This is a genomic window from Luteolibacter yonseiensis (assembly GCF_016595465.1).
Classification (GTDB): Bacteria; Verrucomicrobiota; Verrucomicrobiia; order Verrucomicrobiales; family Akkermansiaceae; genus Luteolibacter; species Luteolibacter yonseiensis.
On sequence record NZ_JAENIK010000004.1, the window covers coordinates 768403 to 790702 of the forward strand.

Genomic DNA, 22300 nt, shown 5'->3' on the forward strand with positions numbered 1-22300 from the left:
GCGGACCACCTTCCCATAGTCCGTCTCACAACCGGTTTGCCGCCATGAAACATCCGCTTCACCACGGCGTATCCGGCTCGATATCATCCGGCTCCTGCTGAACAACCATGCTTTCAAGACGAGAATTCCTGCAAAAGGCCGCCATGCTTTCCGGCGGGCTCGGAGCCCTGGCGGCCACGCCGCCTTCCATCCTGAAAGCCCTCGGCATCGAGCCGCGGAAAGGCAGCACCTTCATGGATGCGGAGCATGTGGTGATCCTGATGCAGGAAAACCGCTCGTTCGACCACGCTTTCGGAACCCTGCGTGGCGTGCGCGGCTTCGAGGATCCGCGTGCGATTGATCAGCCGGGTGGAAATCCGGTGTGGTTGCAGACCGACGGTCGGGGAGATGTCTACGCCCCCTTCAATCTGGACATCCACGGATCGAAGGCGACCTGGATGGGCGACCTGCCCCATGACAGGGATTCCCAGGTGGCGGCGGGGAACGGAGGGAAGCACGACCAGTGGCTGAAGGTGAAGCAATCCGGCCGGGAGGCCTATGCGGCGCTCCCTCTCACGCTGGGGTACTATGATCGTAGTGACATTCCGTTCTATCATGCCTTCGCGGACGCGTTCACGGTCTGCGACCAGCACTTCAGCTCGGTGCAGACCTGCACGACCCCGAACCGGCTTTTCCTGTGGACGGGTACGAACCGCGATCCACGGAACCCGGAAGCGGAACCCTGTCTCGACAACGATCAGGCCGACCACCGGACCAATGTGGACTGGACGACTTTCCCGGAGCGGCTGGAGGACTGTGGAGTCTCCTGGAAGATCTATCAGAACGAGATCGACCTGCCGACCGGATTGGAGGATGACGAGGCATCTTGGCTCTCCAACTTCGGGGACAACACGATGGAATATTTTTCCCAGTATCACGTGAGGTTCTCCCCGGCCCATGTGGCGCATGTTGAAAAGCAGATCGCCGCGTTGTCCCGGCAACTGGCCGGACCTGTCGATCCCGCGGTCGAACCCGGGGAGGCTGAAAAACGCAGGGAAAAACAACTCGCGGCCTTGGCAAGACTTCAGGAGGAGCTGGCCGCCTGCTCGCCGGAAGCATTCCGGCAGCTTCCGGTCCGGGAACAGAACCTCCATAAGAAAGCCTTCACCACGAACACCGGAGACCCGCTCCAGCGGAAGCTCGCCACCCTCCGCTACCGCGAAGGAGAAACCGAACGCGAGGTGCATGTGCCCGCCGGCGACGTGCTCCACCAGTTCCGCAAGGATGTGGACGGCGGCAGGTTGCCAACGGTCTCCTGGCTGGTGGCTCCCGAGAATTTTTCCGACCACCCGAGCGCTCCCTGGTACGGCGCGTGGTATGTCTCGGAAGTGTTGGAAATCCTGACCCGTGACCCGGAGGTATGGAAGAAGACCATCTTCATCCTCACCTATGACGAGAACGATGGCTACTATGATCATGTCCCTCCGTTCATCCCGCCCCACACGGACCATCCCGCAAGCGGAGCCGCCTCAAAAGGGATCGATACCGCGCTGGAGTTCGACGGACAGGGTCACGCCATGGGCCTGGGTTACCGGGTTCCGATGGTGATCGCCTCGCCATGGTCACGCGGCGGCAATGTCTGCTCGGAGGTGTTCGACCACACCTCGGTGCTCCGTTTTCTCGAGGTCTTCCTCGCCGGGAAAAAGACGTCTGGCCGCGTCGTGGAGCCGAATATCAGCAATTGGAGGAGGACGGTTTGTGGCGACCTGACCTCCGCGTTCGGACCCTTGACGGATGCCACGGAGGGTGATCCCGAGGCGGTGGCGCGGGATACATTCGTCGAGGGAATCCACCGCGCGGGTTTCAGCGGTTCTCCCGACAGCCACCGGAGCCTCACGGCGGAGGAAATCAGCCGGATCCGTGGAAACGCGCGGACCTCGCCTCTCCTTCCCTTGCAGGAACCCGGCACCCGGCCGTCGCGCGCGCTGCCTTATGAACTCCACGCCGAGGGACGCCTGGACCGCGTGGCGGGGACTTTTGCCATCGCTTTAGAAGCGGCGGCGGGAACCTTCGGACGGAAAAACGCCGGCGCGCCTTTCCAAGTCTACGCGCCCGGAGCCTATCGGTCTGACCAAGCCATCGGCGACTCCGACGCACGAGGCCCAGACGAACACGCCCGGCGCTGGTCATACGCGGTCGCAACCGGGGACAGGGTCGGATACGCATGGCCTCTGGAAGCCTTCGAAGGCGGACTCTACCACCTGCGGACCTATGGACCGAATGGGTTCCATCGTGAATACCGGGGCAATCTTGCCGATCCGCTTCTGGAAATCGGCTGCACCTACATGGAAGCATCCGAATCGCTGCTTCTGACATTCTCGAACCAAGACACGGCAAAACCTCTCCGGGTCACGGTGAGGGATCTGGCTTACGGAGCCGACGAAGTGGCCATCACCCTGCCGGCCGGGGGCAGCATGTTGGTTCCGTTCGACCTGGCGCGCAGCTTCCGCTGGTATGATCTGGAGGTGGGCGTGGTTGGCAGTGACCTGTTCAGCCGCCGCTATGCCGGACGGGTGGAGAACGGCAGGGACGGACCAAGCGATCCCCTGATCGGCCGCCGCACCGCCGCCATCGCCAACGACACGGAATCGAAGCCCGCAGCCACCGGTGGCAGCATTTGAAAAACGCCGGTCGCGATCACGGGATTCCGGCCCCCGTCGGAGCGATCCTCCGGTGGTTCTTCGATGATTCCAACAACTCCTCCATCCGCCTGCGGATCTCCGCCGTGACGGGATCCGTATCCTGGGATTTGTCCCGGCCCGCACCGACCTCGATGGCGTCGCCCACGGTGATGACCGCGCGGATGGGGAAATGGGGCCGGGCGACATCCGTCAGATCCTCCTCGTATCGTTCCACGGTTTCCAGAATGCGTTCCGGGGTGGCATTCTCAAAATAGTCTCCGGGGTAGCAGTGGAGCTGCTGGACGAGATAGAGGTCGGCAAGCTGTCGCCAGGGGGAGGCCCGCTCGGTTTCCGTGAGATCACCCGTCACCATCTGCGGAAGAATGGCCGAGCGCAGCCGTTTGACGCGGGCCATGGTGTCGCCGTCGTGGCGTCCGCCGCACCACTGGATCTCAAGCGGAGCCAGCAGGAAGTCCTCGAGCCGTTGCAGGCGTTCGCGGATCGTCCCGGATTGGGGCGAATGCAGGTGCTCGATTTCCTTCAGATCCAGCAGAGCCCCGCCGATCTTGAGGATGCGTTCACGCAGCGGGAGATGGATTTGCGGCTGCCAGGCGAGACGTTTTTCGATATCCCCGATCACGGGCATGACCGTCTTTTCCAGATCTCCCTCGAAGAAATAGCGGATGAACACAGGGTGGATGACCACCTTGCCTTCCGTGCGCTGCTTGGCCGCCGAGCGGGCGATGAACGACGGGCCATCCATGAAATTCACCAGCCGGTCATTGGAGCGGGTGATGATGCCTTCGGCGAAGATGACAAGCGGGTGTCGTGCGTCGGCCACGGTTTTCACGGAACATTTCAGCGATTCCCTGTCCATGCCCTCGCGATAGACACTGAAGGCTCCCACGCGCGGCATGATGAAGCGCCGGATTTTATTGAACATGAAAGCATGCCAGCTCGCGATCACGTGGAAAGGCCGCTCCACTTCGGCCGCCAGCGAATCCAGCACCATGGGATCGCAAGGGCGGCAGTGGTTCGAGACGATCATGATGCCGTGACCGGCGTCGAGCGAGGCGCGGAGTTTCTCCGCACCCACGCATTCCACCGCGGCGACGCCGTTGGTTTTCTTGATGTAGCGGGGAAGCAGGAGACGCACGAGCCAGTGCCAGCCCCGGCTGTGGCGGGGAGGGATGAAGGTGTATGGCTTCTCGACGACAATGTTTTGCATCGTTTGACGGAGGATGGGGATGTTTGTCGCTTCAGTGGGAATGTCTCCAGCGGGCCAGCATTTCCGGCACCGCCTGCGGGCGTGACCAGGTGACGAAGATCCCGGCCAGCGCGGCGACACCGCCGCAGACCCAGAAGATCTGGCCGTAGTTGAAATGCGCCGCACCCGTGAGCAGTGTCAGCATCTGAGCCGCCACGGCGATGCCGATCCATGACAGCCAGCTTGCCGCCCCCTGGACCGCGCCACGGATCTCCGGCGCCGGACTGTGCTGGAGCACGGAAACGATCGGTACGATGAACAACCCGCCACCGATGCCAAGCAGCGCGAGCGCGCTGACGAAGATGGATTTCTCCACCCCCGGCCAACCGAGCGCCACACTGCCGAGCGCCATCACCAAGGCTCCCGTGGGGACCAATCCGTATTCGATCCGGCCGCGTGAAAGCCGGCCTGCCAGCATGCTCCCCACGCCGATGCCGAGGCTGAGCGCGGCCTGCAGCCATGCTTGCTCGGTGGGTTTCAGGTGGAAAACCTTGTGGGCGTAGAGCGCGAGATTCAACTGCACGAGCGCGGCCACGAAGAAGAAGGCCGTGTTTCCCCAGTTCGCCCGCCACAGGTCGCGGTCCTGCTTCATCACCTTGAAGTTGCTCCAGATCTCTCCCACAATGTTCAGGTTCAGCTTTTTACCGGGATCCGCCGCAGGCACCTTCGCGATGCCGAGGCTGGTCAGCACTCCCACCCCGGCGAGCGCCGCCAGCAGGATGCCGGACCACATCTCGCGGTGTTCCAACGACTCGGCGAGCCACCCCCCGGCGAAGGTGCCGAGGATGATGCCCACGAAGGTGAGGAGTTCGAGAATACCGTTTCCGGCGGAGAGTCTGCCGGGCGGCAGGACTTCCGGGATGATGCCGTATTTCGCCGGGGCGAAGATGGTGCTGTGGACGCCCATCAGGCAGATCGCCACGAGCTGGAGCGATCTCGATTCGAGCATCAGGCCGTATGCGGCGAAAAGCATGATGGCGATTTCCGCCAGTTTCACGCCGATCATCACCGAGCGTTTGCTGAAGCGGTCCGCCATCCACCCGCCGATGGTCGCGAAGAGCAGGAAGGGAATGGCGAAAAGCTGCGAGGCATGGGAGGCGAAGCCTTCCTTGTCCGCCTCCGTCATGGTCACGGAGATGAGCACGGGGAAAACGACCAGCCATTTCAGAGCGTTGTCGGAGAAGGCACCCTGGAACTGGGTGAACATCAGGTTCCAGAAGCCTCGCGGCCAGGATTTGGAGGAGTCGGAATTCATGTCAGTTCGCGGGAGTGAAGACTTTTTTCAGGAAGAGGTGCGTGGGGATGAAGACGATTCCCACCAGTGCGGCGATCCATGTGCCGAGGTAGGCGAGGGGAGGCATCCAGGACTGGGGCTTCGCGTCGTCCATGCCGAAGACGTAGTTGACGTTCCGCGGAGTGTTGGAACTCGCAAGGTCCGCACCGGCGGGAGGTAGCAGGAAGTAGGCGGCGAGGCAGAGGACGACACAGATGAGCGACCAGCCCCACAGCGCGCGGCGGTCGTAGCCTGTCTTCCAAACCAGATAGATCAGCAGGAACGGCAGCCATCCGTGGAAGAATGACAGGCCGCGCAGGAACAGCGAACGTTTTTCATCAAACATGTAGCCGGTCATTCCCGTCAGCTTGCCGCCGGAGAGTTCCACCAGGAAATCCGCGCACCAAAGCATCTGTGGCAGCAGGATGCCGACGGCGGGAAGCGAAACCAGCAGCGCGTTCTCCTTCCAGATGCCGACGAGCGTGAGCAGCAGCGCCACGTCGCAGAAGTAGAGGAAATTCGTGGGACCGTAGTTGGTCCAGTAGACGGGGATCATCACGGCGAGGAACACGGTGTAGGCGGCTTTCAACCAGAGAGGGATTCGCGGGGGCTTTGTTTTCATGAAGTGGTCGTCAGGTTCAGCCTCTATGTATCAGCGGGATGGGTGGATGCGTTAATTGATACTTTCAATGCGAACATCGACTGCTTCAATGGACACGACCGATGAACATCCACCATCTGGAACTCTTCTACCATGTCGCCCGCTGCCGCGGCGTGAGCGCCGCGGCGCGGCAGATGCCCTATGGCATCCAGCAGCCCGCCATCAGCGCGCAGATCCTCCAGCTCGAGAATTCGTTGGGGAAAGCGCTTTTCCACCGGCGGCCGTTCGCGTTGACAGTGGAGGGCGAGGCGTTGTTCGCCTTCGTGGAACCCTTTTTCGCGAAGCTGCCGATGATGGCCGAACGGTTGCGTGGTGGCGCGGACAACAGCCTGCGGATCTCCTGCCCGGAGATCGTGCAGCGGGATTACCTGCCCGCGCTTCTCTCCGGCGTGCGTGCGCGCGTGCCGGGCTTCCATTTCAGCTTGGAATCGGGGCGCATCGAGGAGATCGAAAACAACCTTCGCGGCGGGAAAATCGATCTCGGGCTGGCGACGAGCGCGGGTCCGAAGGAGAATGGCATCGACCACCGCGAGCTGCTGCGGATGCCGCTGCTGTTGTTGGTCCGGGAGGATGACGGACCCTGCACGGCGGCGGAGATCCTGGGACAGGACCGGATCGAGCAACCGCTGATCACGCTGCCGCGCGGGGAGCCGTCGGTGGCGGCCTTCCAGCAGGAGCTGCAGCGCCGTAACATCGAGTGGTATCCCACGCTGGAGCTGGCGAGCCTGGATCTGGTGGCGCGTTTCGTGACGGAAGGTTACGGCACGGGCCTGGTGCTGGACATCCCGGGGGCGGTGCGTCCGCCGGGAGTGCGCACGTTGCCGCTGTCGGATTTCCCGGAGGTGCGGTTTTACGCGCTCACGTCTGGAAACCGCCCTGCCATGGTGGAGCTGTTCATTGCCGAAGCGGAGAAGGTCATCGAGGGATTTCGCGGAAAATGACCTGCCAGTTTCTTGTTCCTTGAATCCGGACGCCACAACGGGTTGGATCTGTGGCGTGAATCCCTGCTACCCACTCCTCGCGGTTTCCTTGCTTATCGGTGCCTGTGCGGGACCGCGCGAACCATTGGTGGTGAAACAATTCCAGCTACGCGACGAAACCACGAGCCGGTCCGACGAACCGATGGTGAAGATGGAGAAGCTGCGCCGCCTGCATGGTTCCGTGAGCATGGCCGAGCGCGCGGAGAAACTCGGGCAGTATTACACGTTCATCTGGAGCGACCCGGAAGGCGTCGGCCAGGGAGATGTCGAGCTCATCCTCCAATACCAGCAGGGAGCCACCGGCAGCCGCATCAAGCGTCTGGTGCGGACCTTTCCCGCCAGCGAAGAGGGGGGGCAGGTGGAATTCTCCGTGGTGGGTCATGACTACCGGAAAAACGGCCGCGTGATGGCATGGAAGGCCACGCTCCAGCGCGGCAGACGCGTCATTGCCACACGACAATCGTATCTCTGGCAATAAGTGCGATTCTATTCAGATGGAAGGTTGACCAATCCGCTCCCTGATTTTACATTTACGAACCTCGCGCGCCAAACGACGACCTCTCCCTCAGTGACAACGGAAGCCCCTATATCAGTCGGTATCTTCGATGGATTCAGCTGGATCCGCTGTGAGGGCAAGGGTTCGTTCATGAACAGCCCGGTCATCAAGGCCTTCGGTGACGAGCGGATCGCGGCAGGCGAACGATGTCTCGCGGTGGACCTCGCCAGTTGCACCGGAATGGACTCCACCTTCATGGGAACGCTCGCCGGCATGGCCTCACGGCTGTCCGCGCAGGACGGGGGAGTGCTCCAGATCGCCGAAGCCGGAGATCGGAACCGCCGCTCGCTGGAAGACCTCGGGCTGGATTTCCTGATGGAGATCGATCCTCCCGAGGCCCGTTGGAAGCACGATATCACCCGGATCCGGGCGAACCTCAGGGCTCCTCAGACGCCTCCCGCGCCAGGCCAGGTCCAGCGGACCCAACATGTGCTGGAAGCCCACCAGATCCTGTCCGAGGCGAATGACAAGAACGCGAAGGTCTTCTCGAATGTGGTCACGATGTTGGAGGACGAGCTTGCGGAAAAACAGAAGCTGGCCCAGTCGGCAAAAAAATGATGGGATTCTCTCCGGGATGCGTCTGAAAATTGATTTCCCGCGAGAATGCACGTTTCCACCCTCATACTCATTCCGGTTGCCGCGCTGATTGTAACGGCGCTGATTTTCGCCCTGCAGAACCAGCGCCGCCGCGTGCGGGCCATCCGCCGCAGGTTTGACAACCTGGAACGCGAGGAGGAGCGCATGTTCACCTTCCTCCACGACCTCGGCCTGGCCATTGAGAATGAACCATCTCCGTCGATGCTGTCGCGCATCATCGTGGATGGCATCGACAAGGTCGTCGCCGCGCGCGGCGGTGCGATCTATTTCCTGAACGCGGAGGGAGGGTTTCTCAGTCCGTCCTATATTTCCGAGGAATGCCCGCCGCTCATCGGCATCCCGGTGGAGATCCGCAAGAAAGCCGAGCGCGATCCGCGGGCGCTGGAAAGCCACGTGCGGCTGTCCCGCATCGCCATGGAGGACGGCATCCTCGGCCACTGCCTGAGTGTCGGCGAGCCCATGCATGTGCCGGACATGAAGAATCATCCGGCGTTCCGGGACGCCTTCACCCGCTATACCGACGATGTCGCCGTGCTGGTGGCTCCCTTGCGCCATGCGAACAAGGACCTCGGCGTGCTCGCCGTGGCCCGCCGTCACGCGGATGGGAATTTTTCCAACAATGACTTCGCCGTCTTCCGCACCGCCGCCGAGCAGTCGTCGTTCGCCATCGGAAACGCCCGCATCCACCGCGAGGCCCATGAGAAGCGGGCGATGGAGGGGGAGCTCCGGAACGCCCGCGAGGTCCAGCGCATCCTGCTTCCCCAGCATGACCCGGTCATCAGCGGTTTCCGCATTTCCGGGACGAACCTGCCGGCCCGCATCATCAGCGGCGACTATTACGACTACCTGGATCTGGGGAACGACAAGCTCGGCATCGCCATCGCCGATGTTTCCGGAAAAGGCGTCCCGGCGGGTCTGCTGATGGCCATGTGCCGCAGCTCCCTGAGATCCGTCGCTTCGGGGGAAATGTCCCCGTCGAAGGTCATGGCCGCCGTGAACCGCCAGCTTTTCCCGGACATCCGGGAGGACATGTTCATCAGCATGGCCTACAGCATTCTGGATGCGGCGACCGGCAAGCTCACGCTCTCCCGCGCCGGGCACGATCCGGCCCTGCTGTACCGCCGGCAGACCGGGAAGGTCGAGCTGCTTCGCTCACCCGGCCTCGCACTGGGCGTCGATGGTGGCACTGTCTTCGAGCGGGTCACGCGGGATCAGGAAATCGAGCTGAAATCCGGTGACTGCGTGCTTTTCTACACGGATGGAGTGAAGGAGGCCGTCGATGCCGACGAGGAGGAATTCGGCATGGATCGCATGTCCGAGTCCTTCCGCAGGGCCGCGCCGCTGGGTGCGGAAAGCGTGCTCATCCGGATGCAGGAGGAACTCAAGATGTTCACCGGCGAGGGAAAACAGATGGACGACATCACACTCGTCGCGCTGGAGAAACGCTAACTGCCGCTGCCTGCGGAAACTACGGTTTTGATTTTTTGACCGGCCAATCCGGCGAATCGCTGCGGGCGGTTTCCAGATAGACTTCGATTTTTTCCACAATGTCGGCGTGTTGGCTGGCGACGTCGGTTTGCTCGGCGGCGTCGTTTTCCTGGTCGAAGAGAACGATGGGCTTTCCCGGATTCCGGCGGATGCCTTTCCAGCGGCCTTGATAGAGGGCCGCCTGTCTGAAGGTTCCTTCATGGAATTCCCAATAGAGGAATTCGTGGCTTTTCTGCCCGCCGCCGGCCAGCAGGGTGGGAACGAGGCTGATGGAATCCAGGCCTTGCGGAGCCCCGGCTTTCGCCAGATCCGCGGCGGTGGCCATGAAGTCGCCGAAGTAGGCGACGTGGCCGCTCTCGCCGGCCTTGATCTTTCCGGGCCATGAGGCGATGAACGGCACCCGGATGCCTCCGTCCGTCAGCGACCGCTTGATGCCGGTGAACGGGCCGGAGGGGCTGAAACGGGTCAGATCGTGGCCGCTTTCGTCGTGGGGGCCGTTGTCACTCGTGAAGATGACGAGGGTGTTTTCCGTGAGACGCAGCTTCTTGAGTTCGTCGAGCAGGCGGCCGACATAGGAGTCCAGGCGGGTGATCATGGCGGCATGGCCTTTGTCGGGACCGGGCCAGTCCTTGTCCGCGTAAGGCCCGAGATCCGGAACTTCGGCACCGCCGAGCGGTCCCTTGAGCCCGTTGTGGGCGTGGGGTACCACCATGCTCCAGTAGAGGAAGAAGGGCTTGTCCTTCCTCTCGTTGATGAAACGGATGGCTTCGTCGGCGAAGCGGTCATCGGCGTATTCCTTGTTGGGAACCTTTTCCTCATCGCGCCACAGGTAATCCGGATAGTGGTCGTGGGCGTGGACTTGGTTCAGGTAGCCGAAAAACTGGTCGAATCCATGTTTGCGCGGCAGGCCGACATCCGCCGCACCTTCGTCGCCGAGACCCCATTTGCCGATGAGGGCGGTGGCGTAGCCGGATTTTTTCAACACATCCGCGACCGTGGTGTCCTCCGCCCGGAGGGCTTGGGCGAGTGGATTCGCCTTGCCGGCATTTCCACGGACACGGGTGTGGCCCTGGTGCTGTCCGGTCATCAGGACACTGCGCGAAGGGGCGCAAACGGTGGCGCCGGAGTAGAAATGGGTGAAGCGCAGGCCGCCTTCCGCCATGCGGTCGATGTTCGGGGTCCGGATGACTTTCTGGCCGTAGCAACCGAGCTCCCCATAGCCCAGATCATCCGCCATGATCCAGATGATGTTGGGCTTCGGAACTTCTTGTGAATGAACGATGCTTGAGAACGCGAAAACCAGCAGGAGAAACTTCATGGCGGACTGGGGACGGTGGGGATGGACTCGTTTACGATTCCATCGGGTAAGCATTTTCACCGTGTTCGGAACGATCGAGTCCCTCGGCCTCCTGTTCCTCGCTCACCCGCAGCCCGAGTATGGCCCGGACGATGAAAACCAACGCCACCGTCGCCACGGCGGACCAGAGAATCGTCACACCCAGACCCGTGAGTTGGATTCCAAGCTGCGTTCCCACGGATTTCACGTGGCCGAGCCCGCCGAGCGAGGGTTGGCCGAAAAACGCGAGCAAAACCGTGCCCAAAATGCCGCCCACACCATGGACTGCGAAGACATCCAGCGAATCATCGATATGGAGCTTTTCCCGGATCAGGCTGACGGAGAAGTAACAAACCACCGCCGAGAGAGAGCCGATGACGATCGCTCCGAGGGGGCCGACATCGCCCGAGGCCGGTGTGATCGTCGCCAATCCGGCGACGAGTCCGGTGACCATGCCGATCAAGCCTGCCTTGCCGTTCCGGAGTCGCTCCAACAGACACCAGACCAAGCCTGCGGCACAGGCGGACAAATGGGTGACGAGCACCGTCATGCCTGCCGGACCATTGGCCGCGAGCTGGCTGCCGCCGTTGAATCCGAACCAGCCGACCCACAACATCGCCGCACCGATGTAGACCATTCCCGGCTGATGGGGCGGGTGCGGATGCTCGGGAAAACCACGGCGTTTGCCCAGCATCATGGCCAGGATCAGGGCGGTGATTCCAGCCGTCGCATGGACGACGATGCCGCCTGCCAGGTCTTTCACCCCCATGTCCTGCAACCAGCCGCCCCCCCACACCCAGTGGGTTACGGGGAAATAAACCGCCAACAGCCAGAGCGCGGAGAACAACATGAGCGCGCCGAATTTCATCCGCTCCACCACCGCACCGATGTAGAGGCACGGCGTGATGATCGCGAAAGTCATCTGGAACATCACGAACAGCACTTCCGGAAGCTGGGTTCCAGCCGCCACGGAATCCACCGTCACTCCCTTCAGAAACAAGGCATTGAGATTTCCGATCCACCCGCCATCCCCCTTGAAAGCCAGGCTGTAACCCACCGCCACCCACAGCAGCGAGGCCATGCAGGCGATTCCGCCGCACTGCGCCATCACGGACAGCACGTTCCGGCCCCTCACCAGTCCGCCGTAAAACAGCGCAAGGCCCGGCATGGTCATGAAAAGAACCAGAGCCGTCGCGGTCAGCACCCATGCGGTATTACCGGAATCCACCGTGGGTGAGGTGTTCTGGGCTTGGAGAAATACCGTGCTCAGGGCGAGGAACCCGAGCACCAGACGACTTGTTTTAAAGGTGTTAACGCACTGCATGCGGCGCAAATGAAGCAGCAATCATTCCATTAATGAATTCAATTCATGATTGATGTATTAATCATGAATTACGTTTCTGGTGACGTTCTTACCCGTTTTGGGGGTGCGAAACTTATTGTGGAGACCGCCACGCCGCCGCTAGTTTCAACCTCAACTCTGGAAACACGTATGAAATCCATCCTGCTCACCGCTCTCCTCGCCGCCGCCAGTTTCGCCCATGCCGAGGACGGCAAGTGGATTTCTCTCTTCAATGGCAAGGACCTCACCGGCTGGACGCCGAAAATCCGTGGCTGTGAGGCGGGTGACAATTTCAAGGACACCTACCGGGTCCAAGACGGCGTCATCAAGGTGGACTATTCGAAGTATGAAAAGTGGGACAACCGCTTCGGGCACCTGTTTTTCGAGAAAAAATTCTCCAACTACCGCCTCAAGCTCGAATACCGCTTCAGCGGTGAGCAGATCAAGGAAGGGCCGGGCTGGGCATTCCGGAACAGCGGCATCATGATCCACAGCGAGTCGCCCAAGACCATGGAGCTGGAGCAGGACTTCCCCGCGTCGCTCGAAGTCCAGCTTCTCGGCGGCAGTGGGAAAGGTCCGCGCACCACCGGAAACCTTTGTACCCCCGGCACCCATATCGTGATGGATGACAAGCTTGTCACCACCCACTGCATCAATTCCAAGTCCAAGACCTTCGACGGCGACCAGTGGGTCACCATCGAGGTGGAGGTTCACGGCAACGGCATCATCCGCCATCTGATCAATGGCGAGGAAGTCATCAGCTACAGCAAGCCCCAGCTCGGCGGCGAGGACCACTCCGAGCAGCTCATCAAGGTCGCCGGCGACAAGATGCTCTCGGAAGGATACATCTGCCTCCAGTCGGAGAGCCATCCGGTGGAGTTCCGGAAAATCGAGATCATGGAGCTCAAGCCGTGAAGCGGCCGGGAAAGGGGGGCGCCGGTCTCCGGTAAATATTTGCTGCCAATCCGCCGGAGCATGGTAGACGGTCTCGGACCGCCACCACGAAACCGACCCCGGAGGACTTCCCTCCGGGGAGTCCGACCTTTCCCACCAGCATGCAAATCAAATCAGCCGTCTTCCACATGAGCGCCCGCGACATCCAGGCCGCGCCCGAGTGGGATCGTCCGGAATTCGCCTTCATCGGCCGCTCGAACGTCGGCAAGTCGTCGATGATCAACATGCTGTCCAACAAGGACGCGCTCGCCAAGGTCTCCGCCACTCCGGGGAAAACCCAGCTCCTGAATTTCTTCATCATGAACGAGGCATGGAGTCTCGTGGATCTTCCGGGCTACGGCTACGCCAAGGTCGCCAAGAGCGAGAAAATCAATTTCAACGAATCCGTCGGAGACTATCTCGAACAACGTGACAACCTCCGGATTGTCTTCGTCCTCATCGACTCCCGCCTCGCGCCGCAGCCCATCGATGTCAGCTTCGTCAGCTGGCTCTCCGGTTGCCAGGTCCCCTTCGCGCTCGTCTTCACCAAGGCGGACAAGCAGTCACCCGGCAAGACGAAGGCCACCATCGCGGAGTTTCTCGCAGCCATCGGTGGGGACGTGGCCGTCAACCCACCGGTGATCATCAGTTCGTCGAAGAACCGCACCGGGCGTGTCGAGATCCTCAAGCTCATCGAGGCGGCGCTGAAGGTGTGACGTCCGGCCTTCAAACCTTCCGCAACGGAATCACCCGCGAAGTCTCGCGGCCGTTGCCTTCGATTTCCAGCCGGTCGGCGAACAGGCGGATGGCGGAGAAGGCGTTCACCTCCGGTTCATGCAGGATCGACTTGAAGGTGATGTAGGGGATTCCGTTCCGGATCACTTCCGCCCCGGCGTGGTTGTGTCCGTTGAAAAACGCCGCGACAGAGGGATGGCGGTCGATCACCGCGAGCACCGCTTCCGAGTTCCACACCTGATGCCCGTCCGCCGGCAGCAGCGGGTGGTGGCCACACAGGATCACACGTTCCTTCACCGCATCCGCCGCGGCGAGTTCGCGCTCCAGCCATTCCAACTGGTCATCGGAAATTCCTCCGTTCCATGGTTTTGCGGCGGAGGAGTTTTTCGCGACGAGATCTTTCAAGAGGGATTCGGATTCCCTGTCCGATGAAGAATCCGCCGGGTATTTGTAAACGGAACGGTCATTCGTATCCAGCATCACGAAGCGCACCCCGGAATCACGGAAGACGTAATAATCGTGCGGCATGCCAAGCGTGGTGACGATCCGGCATTTCTCGCCGTCCGCCACGGTGTAGTCGTGGTTTCCCAACAAATGCCGCACCGGGTGGCCCAGCCCGTCCAACAACGGCAGCACGTCGCCGAATGACTTGAACTCCCGATCGATGAAATCTCCAAGATGCAGCGTGAAACGTAGCTTCCTCTCCGCGAGCCATCCGACAGCGGTTTTCAGTTTCGGGATGGACTCACGGTAATGCCGCTCCCCCTCCGGCCCGGCATCCGCGTATTGCACGTCGGTGATCAGTCCGAAGGTGAGAGCGGCCGGTTCGTCCGCGGCCCCGCGCACCGCGGTGGATGAGACGGCCAAGGTCGAAAGCCCGATGAAATTTCTCCGGTTCATGAAACGGGTTCCTAGCACCCGTTCCGGCAAGGTGCAATGTCGCATGGGTGACGGGATGGAAAGAGTGACAAGGGTTCCCTCGGGTGCTTGGATTCTCCCGATGATGGATGGCTCACTACTGGTGCTCGGGATCGCCGGGACCGAACTGACGTGCGGGGAGGCGGCGCTTTTCCGCAAGCTGCAACCGGCCGGCTACATCCTGTTCTCCCGGAACATCGGCACCGCCGGGCAGACGCGGAAGCTCACGGACGACCTGCGCGGCATTTCCTACGACACGCCCATCATCGCCATCGATCAGGAAGGCGGAAGGGTCACGCGGACGAAGGACATCGCTCCTGTGGCACCCTCCGCCCCGGCACTCGCGGCGGTGGGGGACATGGGAAAAATCGCGGATGCCGGCGCGTTCACGGGAGATCTGCTGCGGATGCTCGGGGTGAATTTGAATTTCGCCCCCGTGCTGGATCTCGATCATTTTCCGGGCATGCAAAACGCGTTGCGAGGACGCTGCTGGGGGCGTGATCCGCAGCGGGTCATCGATTTCGCGGGCCATTGGAACCGCTGGATGCGGAAACGCTCGGTGGCGGGCTGTGCGAAACATTTCCCCGCCTGTGGCAGGGCGCAATCGGATCCGCACCACGATCTTCCCTCGTCACCGGCGACCTTGGACGAATTGCTGCGCGAGGATGTGATTCCCTACACTGCGCTGATGCCGGAACTGGACTCCATCATGCTAGCACATGTGGAATTCCCGAACATCGACCCGGAGTTCCCCGCGTCACTCTCGCCGCGCATCATCCGGCGTTTCCTGCGCGACCAGCTCGGCTTCGACCGGCACGTCGTCCTGACGGACGACCTCGACATGGGAGCGATCACGAACCGCTACGGGCGCGGAGAGGATGTGAAACTCGCCATCACCGCGGGAAATGATCTCGCCCTCATCTGTCACCGGACCGACACAGCCGAAGTGGCGGCGGCGGCCATCGCCGGGTTGCCGCGCTGGATGGTGGATGAGGCACACGAACGCGTGCACAGGTTGCGCCGCAGGCTGCATTCCCCGCCTGAGTGGTCTGAAAAAAAATGGCTGGCGACGTGTGATTCCCTGGCGGAACTCGCCGCCGCCGTCCCGGAAATCGGGACACCACAGGCTGACAGCCCGGTGGCGGATTACTGATCTTGTCGGAGATTCCCGGCATTCCCCGGGAATTTTTCGTGAATAAACGGATGCGGATTCCGTCGGAAGAGCTAGATTTGAAAAAATCGCCCATCGAAACGAAACCAAGCACCATGAAATCCATCACCCATCTTCTGGCCGCCGCCATCGCGGTGACCACGGCATTCATCTCGGCACCGAAAGCAGAGGCGACCCCGGTCGTGCTCAGAGGGGCCGGCTATTACAAGATCGCCAACAAGATCAAATATTACGTGAACGTGCCGTCCCAAAGCGGGCGCTTCAGGCATCTTGGCGAGGGCTATTATCAGAAGACGACCTATGGATTCGACTACATCGTCAACCGCGGCAACAAACGTTCCGGAGACCTCAGCTTCGAGTTCTGGGCGATGCCATACTTCGGCGCCACCTCCGGTGAAATCTTGATGACGAGAGGAAGAGACCCCCTGAAAGCCGGCAAGTCCTACCGGGATGCCGACTCGACCGGCCAAGCCGTGAACATTGACGAGCGGGCCTTCCCGGAGATCAATCTTTGGGAATACAACGGCAGGAACTGGGTGAACAGGGATGCCTTCACTTTTTCGAGAAGCACCCGACTTTGAGCGGTACTGAACCCATTTCCACCTGCCTGGATGCAGTCCTGGCCCGGGCGGGTTTGTCCCTCGTGACTTTTTCATGAAGCCCGTCACCCTTATTCTCGGTGTCGCCGCCGTAGCCCTGGTTTCAGGAGCCGGTGGCTACTTTTTAGGCAGGGGAAAATCGTCCTTCTCAGGGCCCGTCGCCCTTACGGACGCCGCGCGGGCGAAATCGTCCGCCCGTCCGGGCTTGATTGCGGTTGATCCCGTCAAGCTGCGGGCATCGCTGGATGCGGAGAAAAGCCCGCTCGCCCGCTTCAAGCTGGCACTGGAGCATCTGGAAGCGTGGATCGCAAAGGATCCCGTTGGCGCGCTGGATTGGCTGAACAGCCAGCAAAAAAGCGAACGCCGCGATGAGGTGATCCGCATGGCCCTGAACCTTTATGCCGAAACCGATGCGAGATCCTCGGCGGCTTGGGCGATGCGGAATCTTACCGGAGCGGAACTGAACAACATGCTCATCGCCATCGCCGACAGGTGGGCGGTGCAGAATGGAGACGAGGCGGCCCGGTGGTTTTTGACCCAACCCGCCACCTTGGAGCGCGATGCCGCGGTGGAGAACCTGTTTTTCACCTGGTCCCAGAACGAACCTGCCGCCGCCTTGAAGCTGATCCAGGGAGATCCGTCGCTTGGCGATCTGGTTCCCACCCTCCTCCGTGCTTCGTTCGCCGGGTGGGCGAAGGGAGATCCCCAGGCCGCCGTCTCCTCCAGTCTTGAGCTGGGCCGCGCCCGCAACGATCCGGAGCAATTCGCGAACACTCTCGCGAACTGGGCCACGATGGACCTGGAGAGCAGTTCGAAATGGCTGGCGGAAAACGTCCCCGCCGGTGCCGAGCGCCTTGCCGCGACCCGGGAGCTTGCCGGGATTTACGCCCAGCAGTCGCCTGCGGACGGACTCGTCTGGTTGGGAAAACTTGATTCCGGTCCCGAGCGTGACGCCGCGGCGAACGCCTTGACCACCGGATGGTCGCGGAGCAGCCCGGCGGAAGCGGCGGCCTGGGCGGCCGGCCAGACCATCAGCCAGCTCGCCCCGGAATCGATCCAGGACATTTCCCGGAATTTTCTCATGAGGGATCCGGCGGCGTTCGAAGCATGGCGCGCCGCATTGCCAGAAGGACCGTTCAAGGAACAGACCAAACAGGTGGGGATCGGACCCGGCGACGAGTGACCGCTCATTTGCCCAGCACCCACGAGATGTGCGGTGTGTAGAGGTCCGGCTCCAGCAGGAACGAGTCGTGACCCTTGTCCGAATGCACGCTGATGTGCATGACATCCACCTTCGCCTCTTCCAGGTGCTTCACCAGCTCCGCCTGCTCTTCCGGGAAAAAGCAGAAGTCGGAATCAATGGAGAAGACGAGCCACTTCTGGCCCGCCAGACGCGCGCGCTCGAAAAGGTCGCGCGGGGTTTCGGCATCGCCCTCCTGCGTCGCGTCATAGCGCGACCACATGTCGATGATGCGGAGGTAGGTGTTCGCATCGAAACGTTTCACGAACTTTTTCCCCTGATGCAGCATGTAGCTCTGGAACTGGTCGCGGACGCGATACCACGCGAGCACGTCATCCGGCTGGACGATGTCCTGGCGCGCGCGCTTTTCGATGGCGTCGAGGTGGACGAAGGTCTTGTGGGAGATCATTCTGGCAAGCACCAGTCCGTAGAGCGGCGGAGCATCGTCGTAATAGTCTCCCCCGTTGAAATGCGGGTCGTTTTCAATCGCGAGGATCTGCTCGAAGAGGTGCAGGCGGTTCAGCACCGTCGTCTTGTATCCCGAGGCGATGACGATGACGTTTTTCACCCGGGCGGGGAAACGTGTCGCGAAGGTCAGCGCGATCAGTCCTCCCACCGATGGCCCCACCACGGCGTGCAGGGTCCCGATCCCGAAGTGATCCAGCAGATGCGTGAAAACCTCGACCTGGTCCGCCGCGGAGATGGAAGGGAACGATGCCCCCCATGGTTTTCCGGTTTCCGGGTGGATGGACCCGGGGCCGGTGCTGCCATAACAACCGCCGAGATAGTTCGCGCAAACGATGAAGAACCGGTCCGTGTCGATCGCCTTGCCGGGGCCGATCATCGTTTCCCACCAACCCTCGTGCATTTCCGCCTGCCAGAGTTCTCCGACACCGTCGATAGCGGTATTCACTCCGACGGCGTGATGCGAGCCGGACAGCGCGTGGAAGAGGAAGATCGCGTTCGAGCGGTCCTCGTTCAGTTCGCCCCAGGTTTCGTAAGCGAGGGTGATGCCCGGCAGCATTCCGCCATCCCGCAACCGCACGGGTTCGTCAGGGCTTCCGGTTTCAAAGAAATGCGTGCGGGTCTCGGCGGACATGCGCGGAGCCTATGCAGCCCCCGGCCCGCATAGCAAGGGCGGTAACGGTCTCCTTGTCAGTGGCGGAGTCATCCGTTAGTTCTCGTCCCATGAAATCCGTCCCTGTCCTTTTCCTGTGCGTCCTGCTCGCCTCGTGCGGCCCCGGCCTTGGTCCGAGTGTAGTCACCCAGGGAGTGCCCAGACCCGCGTTCCTGCCGGAAAAAGCCGAAAAAGGCCGACTCTTCAGATATTATCAGGACAAAGGCCCGTCGAAATGGATGAACAACTGGGCCGCGAACCTCGACCTCACCGGAGTCTCATGGAACGAGGCGACCGCCTGCACGCTGATCTCGCCGGGGCACGTCGTCATGGCCGCCCACTTCATGCGGCAGTCCACCACCCCGGTCATCTTCCATGACAGGAACGGCAATTTCCATGAGCGCTACCTCGTGGCCGTCAAAAAGCTGGCCTTCACCGACATCGCGGTTGGGAAACTGAATCTGCCGCTGCCGCCGGAGGTGAAATACTATCGGTTTGCGGACGCTGGCGACGCACCGGTCGGCCGGCCGGCCATCGTTTCCGACCAGACGAAAACCCTCAGCGTCCACCGCATCCGGGCGGTGTCCGGCGGTGCGATCCAGTTTGATTATCTGGACGGGTTGAGCCCGACCTACCAGCGGAAGCTCATTCCCGGGGACAGCGGCCATCCGTCGTTCATCTGGAAAAACAACGAGCTCCGCCTGCTGGAGACCCACACCGGCGGCGGTGCGGGGATCGGTCCCTTTTACGGCGATCCCGCCGTGCAAGCCGCGGTCCGAGCGGCCATGGCCGAGCTGGGCGACTAATTTCCACGGGCTTTTCTGACTCCCAGGCTCAGCACCCCCGCGACGATTCCCCAGAACGCGGAACCGATGCCACCGAAGGAAATGCCGGAAAGCACCACGAAAAAGCTGATCATCGAAGCCTCGCGGTACCGCTCCTCCGCCGTGGCCGCCGCAATGCCGTTCGCGATGGTGCCAAGCAACGCCAATCCGGCGACCGCCAGCACGAGTTCGTGCGGAAATGCCGCGAACAATCCGGCGATGGTCGCGCCGAAGACGCCCACCAACCCGTAGAAAAAGCCCGCGGACATCGCCGCGACATAGCGTTTTCCCGGTTCCGGGTGCGCCTCCGCGTTCATGCAGAAGGCCGCGGTGATGGCGGCGAGGTTCAGCGTGAATCCACCGAAGGGCGCGACCAGCAGATTCGCCACGCCGGACCAACCGATGATCCTCGAAACGGGCGGCTCGTAGCCGTTCGCCTTGAAGACGGCGATTCCCGGCAGGTTTTGCGAGGCCATGGTCACGAGGAAGAGCGGCAGAGCCACTCCCACCAGAGTGCGGAGGGAGAACTCCGGTGTCACCCACACGGGGCGTGTGATCTCCAGTGGAACCGCCGCGGCATTGAAGCGGTTTTGCAGGATGGCGATGCCGACGCCGAGCAGCAGGATCACCGGGACATTCCACCTCGGCCAGAAGTTCCTCCCCAGCAAACAGGCGGCGAACATCGGTAGAACCAGCCAGGGATTCGCCGGCGTGGCGATGAACGCATCCAGGGCGAATTTCGAAAGCACCCCGGCCAGCAGCGCCGATGCCAGCGGAAGTGGCAGCCGGTTCATGATTTTTTCAAATCCCCTGCTGAATCCCGCCACCGCGATCATCAGCGCACAGGCCAGGAAGGCTCCGGTCGCCTGGGGTAGCGTGAGGTGTCCGTCCGCCGCGGCACCCGCGATGACCGCGGCACCGGGAGTGGACCAGGCGATGAGGATGGGCAGCCGGTGGATATACGACAGGATGATGCTCGGCACCGCCATCCCGATGCCCAGCGCCCACAGCCACGACGCCGTCTGCCCGGGCGTGGCGTGGAGGTTCTGCGTCGCTTGGAAAATCACCGCCACCGAGCTGGTGAATCCCACCAGCACCGCCACGAACCCCGCCACCACGGCGGAGATGGAGAAATCCTTGAACATCTGCCCGCAAGCGTCCGCCAGACCGACGATCGAAACAAGGCGGATCAGTGAGCCGGACGGCTTGACCGCTCGATGGCGAGGCGGATGCCGGCGGCCTTGTGGAGGGTCTCCTCGTATTCCTTTTCAGGATCCGAGTCCGCGACGATGCCGGCACCCACTTGGTAGATGAGCTGCTCTCCGCTGCGGACCAGCGTGCGGATGGCGATGTTCAGCGAGCTCTCGCCATTGCGGCCGATCCAGCCGATCGCCCCGCAGTAAACTCCGCGGGGTGCGGCCTCGATCTCCTGGATGATCTCCATCGCCCGCTTTTTCGGGGCGCCTGTGATGCTCCCGCCCGGAAAGCACGCGGCGAGCGCGGCGAGCGTGTCGATTTCCGGACGCAGCGTGCCGGTCACCGTCGAGACGAGGTGATGGACCTGCGCCAGCGTTTCAAGCCGCAGCATTTCCGCAACCTCGACGCTGCCGAACTCGCAGACCTGGCCGAGATCGTTGCGCAGGAGATCCGTGATCATCACCAGTTCGGAGATTTCCTTGGCGGATGTTTGCAGTTCGTAGGCGGAGCGGCGGTCTTCGTCGGGATCCGGAAACCGGGGGCGCGTACCCTTGATGGGACGTGTTTCGATCCCCCTGCCGGAGATTTTCAGAAATGTCTCCGGCGACGAGCTGAGGATTTCCCTCCCGCCGAGATCAAGATACGCGGCCATCGGCGCGGGCGAGGCCTCGCGCAGAGTTTCGTAAAGTGGGAACAAATCACCCCGGACCGTGGCGGTGAACGCTTGAGAAAGATTCGCCTGATAAATGTGCCCTGCGGCGATCCATTCCTTGATGCGGGCGACTCCGCTGGTGAATTTCTCCCGGCTGCTGAGCGGGGTGAAGGCCGAGATCTCCGCAGGTCGGTTGCCCGCAACCGGCTCCAGGCGTGTCGAGAGCGTGCCGGTTTCCCGCCATGTTTGATCGTTGTGGTTGTAAACCAACATTTCAGGATAGTCGCCGAAGACGAAATCCCCTTCGTAGCCCACCCAGCCGCAAAGTCCGCCAGCGGGAAACCCTTGATCGCCGCCAGGCCTCGACCCTTGCGCAAGGGTTTTCCGGAGAATTTCCAGATCGCTCGAAAGATGGATGTTCCCTCGGAAAACCTGTGTCGGAGCCGCGGCGATGACCGAAATCGGTCGCGAACTCCCGGAAGGAAAATTCCCCGCCGTGTCAAAAAAGACCAATCCACCCAGATGTCGCAGGCGCCCCGCCACCTCCACGGGTGAAAGGCCATCCAGCCGGACCGGACTGGTTACGGTTCGCATCAAGGATTCCGCCATCGCGCGACGAAACAACGCCCGCCGCCACGCGGTGGCAAGCCGGAAGCCTAGAAAATGCTGATAAATCGGACTCTAGGATTGCCAAATCCCGATCCTCGACTAGGAATCTGCCCCCGGTCGAAACCGTCGCCCGCCAACCAGAAGC

At 61.8% G+C, this 22300-nt stretch carries 20 protein-coding genes; 11 read left to right on the forward strand and 9 right to left on the reverse strand.

What is annotated here, in order from left to right; genetic code table 11:
• Positions 1 to 107 precede the first annotated feature (107 nt).
• The gene (locus JIN84_RS04830; RefSeq protein WP_200349875.1) at positions 108 to 2660 is read left to right on the forward strand and encodes a phosphocholine-specific phospholipase C; all 2553 of its coding nucleotides are present in this window, start codon (positions 108 to 110) and stop codon (positions 2658 to 2660) included.
• A 16-nt stretch (positions 2661 to 2676) separates the two neighbouring features.
• Here JIN84_RS04830 and JIN84_RS04835 read toward each other — a convergent pair whose 3' ends face one another.
• The 3 genes from JIN84_RS04835 to JIN84_RS04845 are packed head-to-tail and all read right to left on the reverse strand — an operon-like array spanning position 2677 to position 5822.
• Positions 2677 to 3888: a 1-acyl-sn-glycerol-3-phosphate acyltransferase gene (locus tag JIN84_RS04835; RefSeq protein ID WP_200349876.1), complete on the reverse strand. Its 1212-nt coding sequence runs from the start codon at positions 3886 to 3888 to the stop codon at positions 2677 to 2679.
• A gap of 31 nt (positions 3889 to 3919) precedes the next feature.
• Entirely contained in the window at positions 3920 to 5182 is a 1263-nt protein-coding gene (locus JIN84_RS04840; protein WP_200349877.1) for an MFS transporter, read from the reverse strand.
• Between the two features lies 1 nt (position 5183).
• Positions 5184 to 5822 carry a hypothetical protein gene (locus JIN84_RS04845; RefSeq protein WP_200349878.1) on the reverse strand — a complete coding sequence of 213 codons (639 nt, stop codon included), beginning with the start codon at positions 5820 to 5822 and terminating at the stop codon, positions 5184 to 5186.
• A 101-nt stretch (positions 5823 to 5923) separates the two neighbouring features.
• Here JIN84_RS04845 and JIN84_RS04850 point away from each other — a divergent pair, with 101 nt between their 5' ends.
• The 4 genes from JIN84_RS04850 (at position 5924) to JIN84_RS04865 (ending at position 9443) form a co-directional block, all read left to right on the forward strand.
• Complete coding sequence (locus JIN84_RS04850) at positions 5924 to 6802, forward strand: LysR family transcriptional regulator (RefSeq protein WP_200349879.1); 879 nt, start codon at positions 5924 to 5926, stop codon at positions 6800 to 6802.
• A gap of 19 nt (positions 6803 to 6821) precedes the next feature.
• On the forward strand, positions 6822 to 7319 hold the full coding sequence (locus JIN84_RS04855; protein ID WP_200349880.1) for a hypothetical protein: 498 nt from the start codon (positions 6822 to 6824) through the stop codon (positions 7317 to 7319).
• Between the two features lie 90 nt (positions 7320 to 7409).
• A complete protein-coding gene (locus JIN84_RS04860) occupies positions 7410 to 7955 on the forward strand; it encodes an STAS domain-containing protein (RefSeq protein ID WP_325099559.1) in 546 nt (181 codons plus the stop codon).
• Positions 7956 to 8000: 45 nt separating this feature from the next.
• A complete protein-coding gene (locus JIN84_RS04865; protein WP_200349882.1) occupies positions 8001 to 9443 on the forward strand; it encodes a GAF domain-containing SpoIIE family protein phosphatase in 1443 nt (480 codons plus the stop codon).
• Between the two features lie 19 nt (positions 9444 to 9462).
• Here JIN84_RS04865 and JIN84_RS04870 read toward each other — a convergent pair whose 3' ends face one another.
• Together JIN84_RS04870 and JIN84_RS04875 are read right to left on the reverse strand one after the other, a co-directional pair.
• Positions 9463 to 10800 (reverse strand): arylsulfatase, encoded by a 1338-nt coding sequence (locus JIN84_RS04870; protein WP_200349883.1) that lies wholly within the window; start codon positions 10798 to 10800, stop codon positions 9463 to 9465.
• 31 nt (positions 10801 to 10831) lie between these two features.
• On the reverse strand, positions 10832 to 12142 hold the full coding sequence (locus JIN84_RS04875; protein WP_200349884.1) for an ammonium transporter: 1311 nt from the start codon (positions 12140 to 12142) through the stop codon (positions 10832 to 10834).
• Between the two features lie 168 nt (positions 12143 to 12310).
• Here JIN84_RS04875 and JIN84_RS04880 point away from each other — a divergent pair, with 168 nt between their 5' ends.
• Positions 12311 to 13075: a 3-keto-disaccharide hydrolase gene (locus JIN84_RS04880; protein WP_200349885.1), complete on the forward strand. Its 765-nt coding sequence runs from the start codon at positions 12311 to 12313 to the stop codon at positions 13073 to 13075.
• Positions 13076 to 13215: 140 nt separating this feature from the next.
• Entirely contained in the window at positions 13216 to 13809 is a 594-nt protein-coding gene (gene yihA, locus JIN84_RS04885) for a ribosome biogenesis GTP-binding protein YihA/YsxC (RefSeq protein WP_200349886.1), read from the forward strand.
• A 10-nt stretch (positions 13810 to 13819) separates the two neighbouring features.
• Here yihA and JIN84_RS04890 read toward each other — a convergent pair whose 3' ends face one another.
• Positions 13820 to 14728 carry a metallophosphoesterase gene (locus JIN84_RS04890; protein WP_200349887.1) on the reverse strand — a complete coding sequence of 303 codons (909 nt, stop codon included), beginning with the start codon at positions 14726 to 14728 and terminating at the stop codon, positions 13820 to 13822.
• On the opposite strand from JIN84_RS04890, the gene JIN84_RS04895 reads away from it, so the two are divergent.
• The 3 genes from JIN84_RS04895 to JIN84_RS04905 all read left to right on the forward strand — a co-directional run bounded on the left by JIN84_RS04895 (position 14727) and on the right by JIN84_RS04905 (position 17699).
• Complete coding sequence (locus JIN84_RS04895; protein WP_200349888.1) at positions 14727 to 15899, forward strand: glycoside hydrolase family 3 protein; 1173 nt, start codon at positions 14727 to 14729, stop codon at positions 15897 to 15899. The two genes, JIN84_RS04890 and JIN84_RS04895, sit on opposite strands and share 2 nt — an antisense overlap.
• A gap of 113 nt (positions 15900 to 16012) precedes the next feature.
• Positions 16013 to 16498, forward strand: a complete 486-nt coding sequence (locus JIN84_RS04900; RefSeq protein WP_200349889.1) for a hypothetical protein — start codon at positions 16013 to 16015, stop codon at positions 16496 to 16498.
• Positions 16499 to 16571: 73 nt separating this feature from the next.
• Positions 16572 to 17699, forward strand: a complete 1128-nt coding sequence (locus JIN84_RS04905; RefSeq protein ID WP_200349890.1) for a hypothetical protein — start codon at positions 16572 to 16574, stop codon at positions 17697 to 17699.
• 4 nt (positions 17700 to 17703) lie between these two features.
• Here JIN84_RS04905 and metX read toward each other — a convergent pair whose 3' ends face one another.
• The gene (metX, locus tag JIN84_RS04910) at positions 17704 to 18855 is read right to left on the reverse strand and encodes a homoserine O-acetyltransferase MetX (protein WP_200349891.1); all 1152 of its coding nucleotides are present in this window, start codon (positions 18853 to 18855) and stop codon (positions 17704 to 17706) included.
• 89 nt (positions 18856 to 18944) lie between these two features.
• Here metX and JIN84_RS04915 point away from each other — a divergent pair, with 89 nt between their 5' ends.
• Positions 18945 to 19679 carry a trypsin-like serine peptidase gene (locus tag JIN84_RS04915; RefSeq protein WP_200349892.1) on the forward strand — a complete coding sequence of 245 codons (735 nt, stop codon included), beginning with the start codon at positions 18945 to 18947 and terminating at the stop codon, positions 19677 to 19679.
• Here the strand turns inward: JIN84_RS04915 and JIN84_RS04920 are convergent.
• Together JIN84_RS04920 and pabB are read right to left on the reverse strand one after the other, a co-directional pair.
• The gene (locus tag JIN84_RS04920; RefSeq protein WP_200349893.1) at positions 19676 to 20842 is read right to left on the reverse strand and encodes a benzoate/H(+) symporter BenE family transporter; all 1167 of its coding nucleotides are present in this window, start codon (positions 20840 to 20842) and stop codon (positions 19676 to 19678) included. The genes JIN84_RS04915 and JIN84_RS04920 overlap by 4 nt on opposite strands.
• A gap of 44 nt (positions 20843 to 20886) precedes the next feature.
• Entirely contained in the window at positions 20887 to 22140 is a 1254-nt protein-coding gene (gene pabB, locus JIN84_RS04925; RefSeq protein ID WP_200349894.1) for an aminodeoxychorismate synthase component I, read from the reverse strand.
• Between the last annotated feature and the right edge of the window lie 160 nt (positions 22141 to 22300).

Bases quoted from the DNA above. Each gene is read 5' to 3' on its own strand.
- JIN84_RS04875 (WP_200349884.1), bottom strand. From the start codon at position 12,142: ATGCAGTGCGTTAACACCTTTAAAACAAGTCGTCTGGTGCTCGGGTTC.
- JIN84_RS04905 (WP_200349890.1), top strand. From the start codon at position 16,572: ATGAAGCCCGTCACCCTTATTCTCGGTGTCGCCGCCGTAGCCCTGGTT.
- JIN84_RS04895 (WP_200349888.1), top strand. From the start codon at position 14,727: ATGAAACGGGTTCCTAGCACCCGTTCCGGCAAGGTGCAATGTCGCATG.
- yihA (WP_200349886.1), top strand. From the start codon at position 13,216: ATGCAAATCAAATCAGCCGTCTTCCACATGAGCGCCCGCGACATCCAG.
- JIN84_RS04900 (WP_200349889.1), top strand. From the start codon at position 16,013: ATGAAATCCATCACCCATCTTCTGGCCGCCGCCATCGCGGTGACCACG.
- JIN84_RS04835 (WP_200349876.1), bottom strand. From the start codon at position 3,888: ATGCAAAACATTGTCGTCGAGAAGCCATACACCTTCATCCCTCCCCGC.
- JIN84_RS04870 (WP_200349883.1), bottom strand. From the start codon at position 10,800: ATGAAGTTTCTCCTGCTGGTTTTCGCGTTCTCAAGCATCGTTCATTCA.
- JIN84_RS04830 (WP_200349875.1), top strand. From the start codon at position 108: ATGCTTTCAAGACGAGAATTCCTGCAAAAGGCCGCCATGCTTTCCGGC.
- pabB (WP_200349894.1), bottom strand. From the start codon at position 22,140: ATGCGAACCGTAACCAGTCCGGTCCGGCTGGATGGCCTTTCACCCGTG.
- JIN84_RS04865 (WP_200349882.1), top strand. From the start codon at position 8,001: ATGCACGTTTCCACCCTCATACTCATTCCGGTTGCCGCGCTGATTGTA.
- JIN84_RS04850 (WP_200349879.1), top strand. From the start codon at position 5,924: ATGAACATCCACCATCTGGAACTCTTCTACCATGTCGCCCGCTGCCGC.
- JIN84_RS04915 (WP_200349892.1), top strand. From the start codon at position 18,945: ATGAAATCCGTCCCTGTCCTTTTCCTGTGCGTCCTGCTCGCCTCGTGC.
- JIN84_RS04845 (WP_200349878.1), bottom strand. From the start codon at position 5,822: ATGAAAACAAAGCCCCCGCGAATCCCTCTCTGGTTGAAAGCCGCCTAC.
- JIN84_RS04840 (WP_200349877.1), bottom strand. From the start codon at position 5,182: ATGAATTCCGACTCCTCCAAATCCTGGCCGCGAGGCTTCTGGAACCTG.
- metX (WP_200349891.1), bottom strand. From the start codon at position 18,855: ATGTCCGCCGAGACCCGCACGCATTTCTTTGAAACCGGAAGCCCTGAC.
- JIN84_RS04920 (WP_200349893.1), bottom strand. From the start codon at position 20,842: ATGTTCAAGGATTTCTCCATCTCCGCCGTGGTGGCGGGGTTCGTGGCG.
- JIN84_RS04890 (WP_200349887.1), bottom strand. From the start codon at position 14,728: ATGAACCGGAGAAATTTCATCGGGCTTTCGACCTTGGCCGTCTCATCC.
- JIN84_RS04880 (WP_200349885.1), top strand. From the start codon at position 12,311: ATGAAATCCATCCTGCTCACCGCTCTCCTCGCCGCCGCCAGTTTCGCC.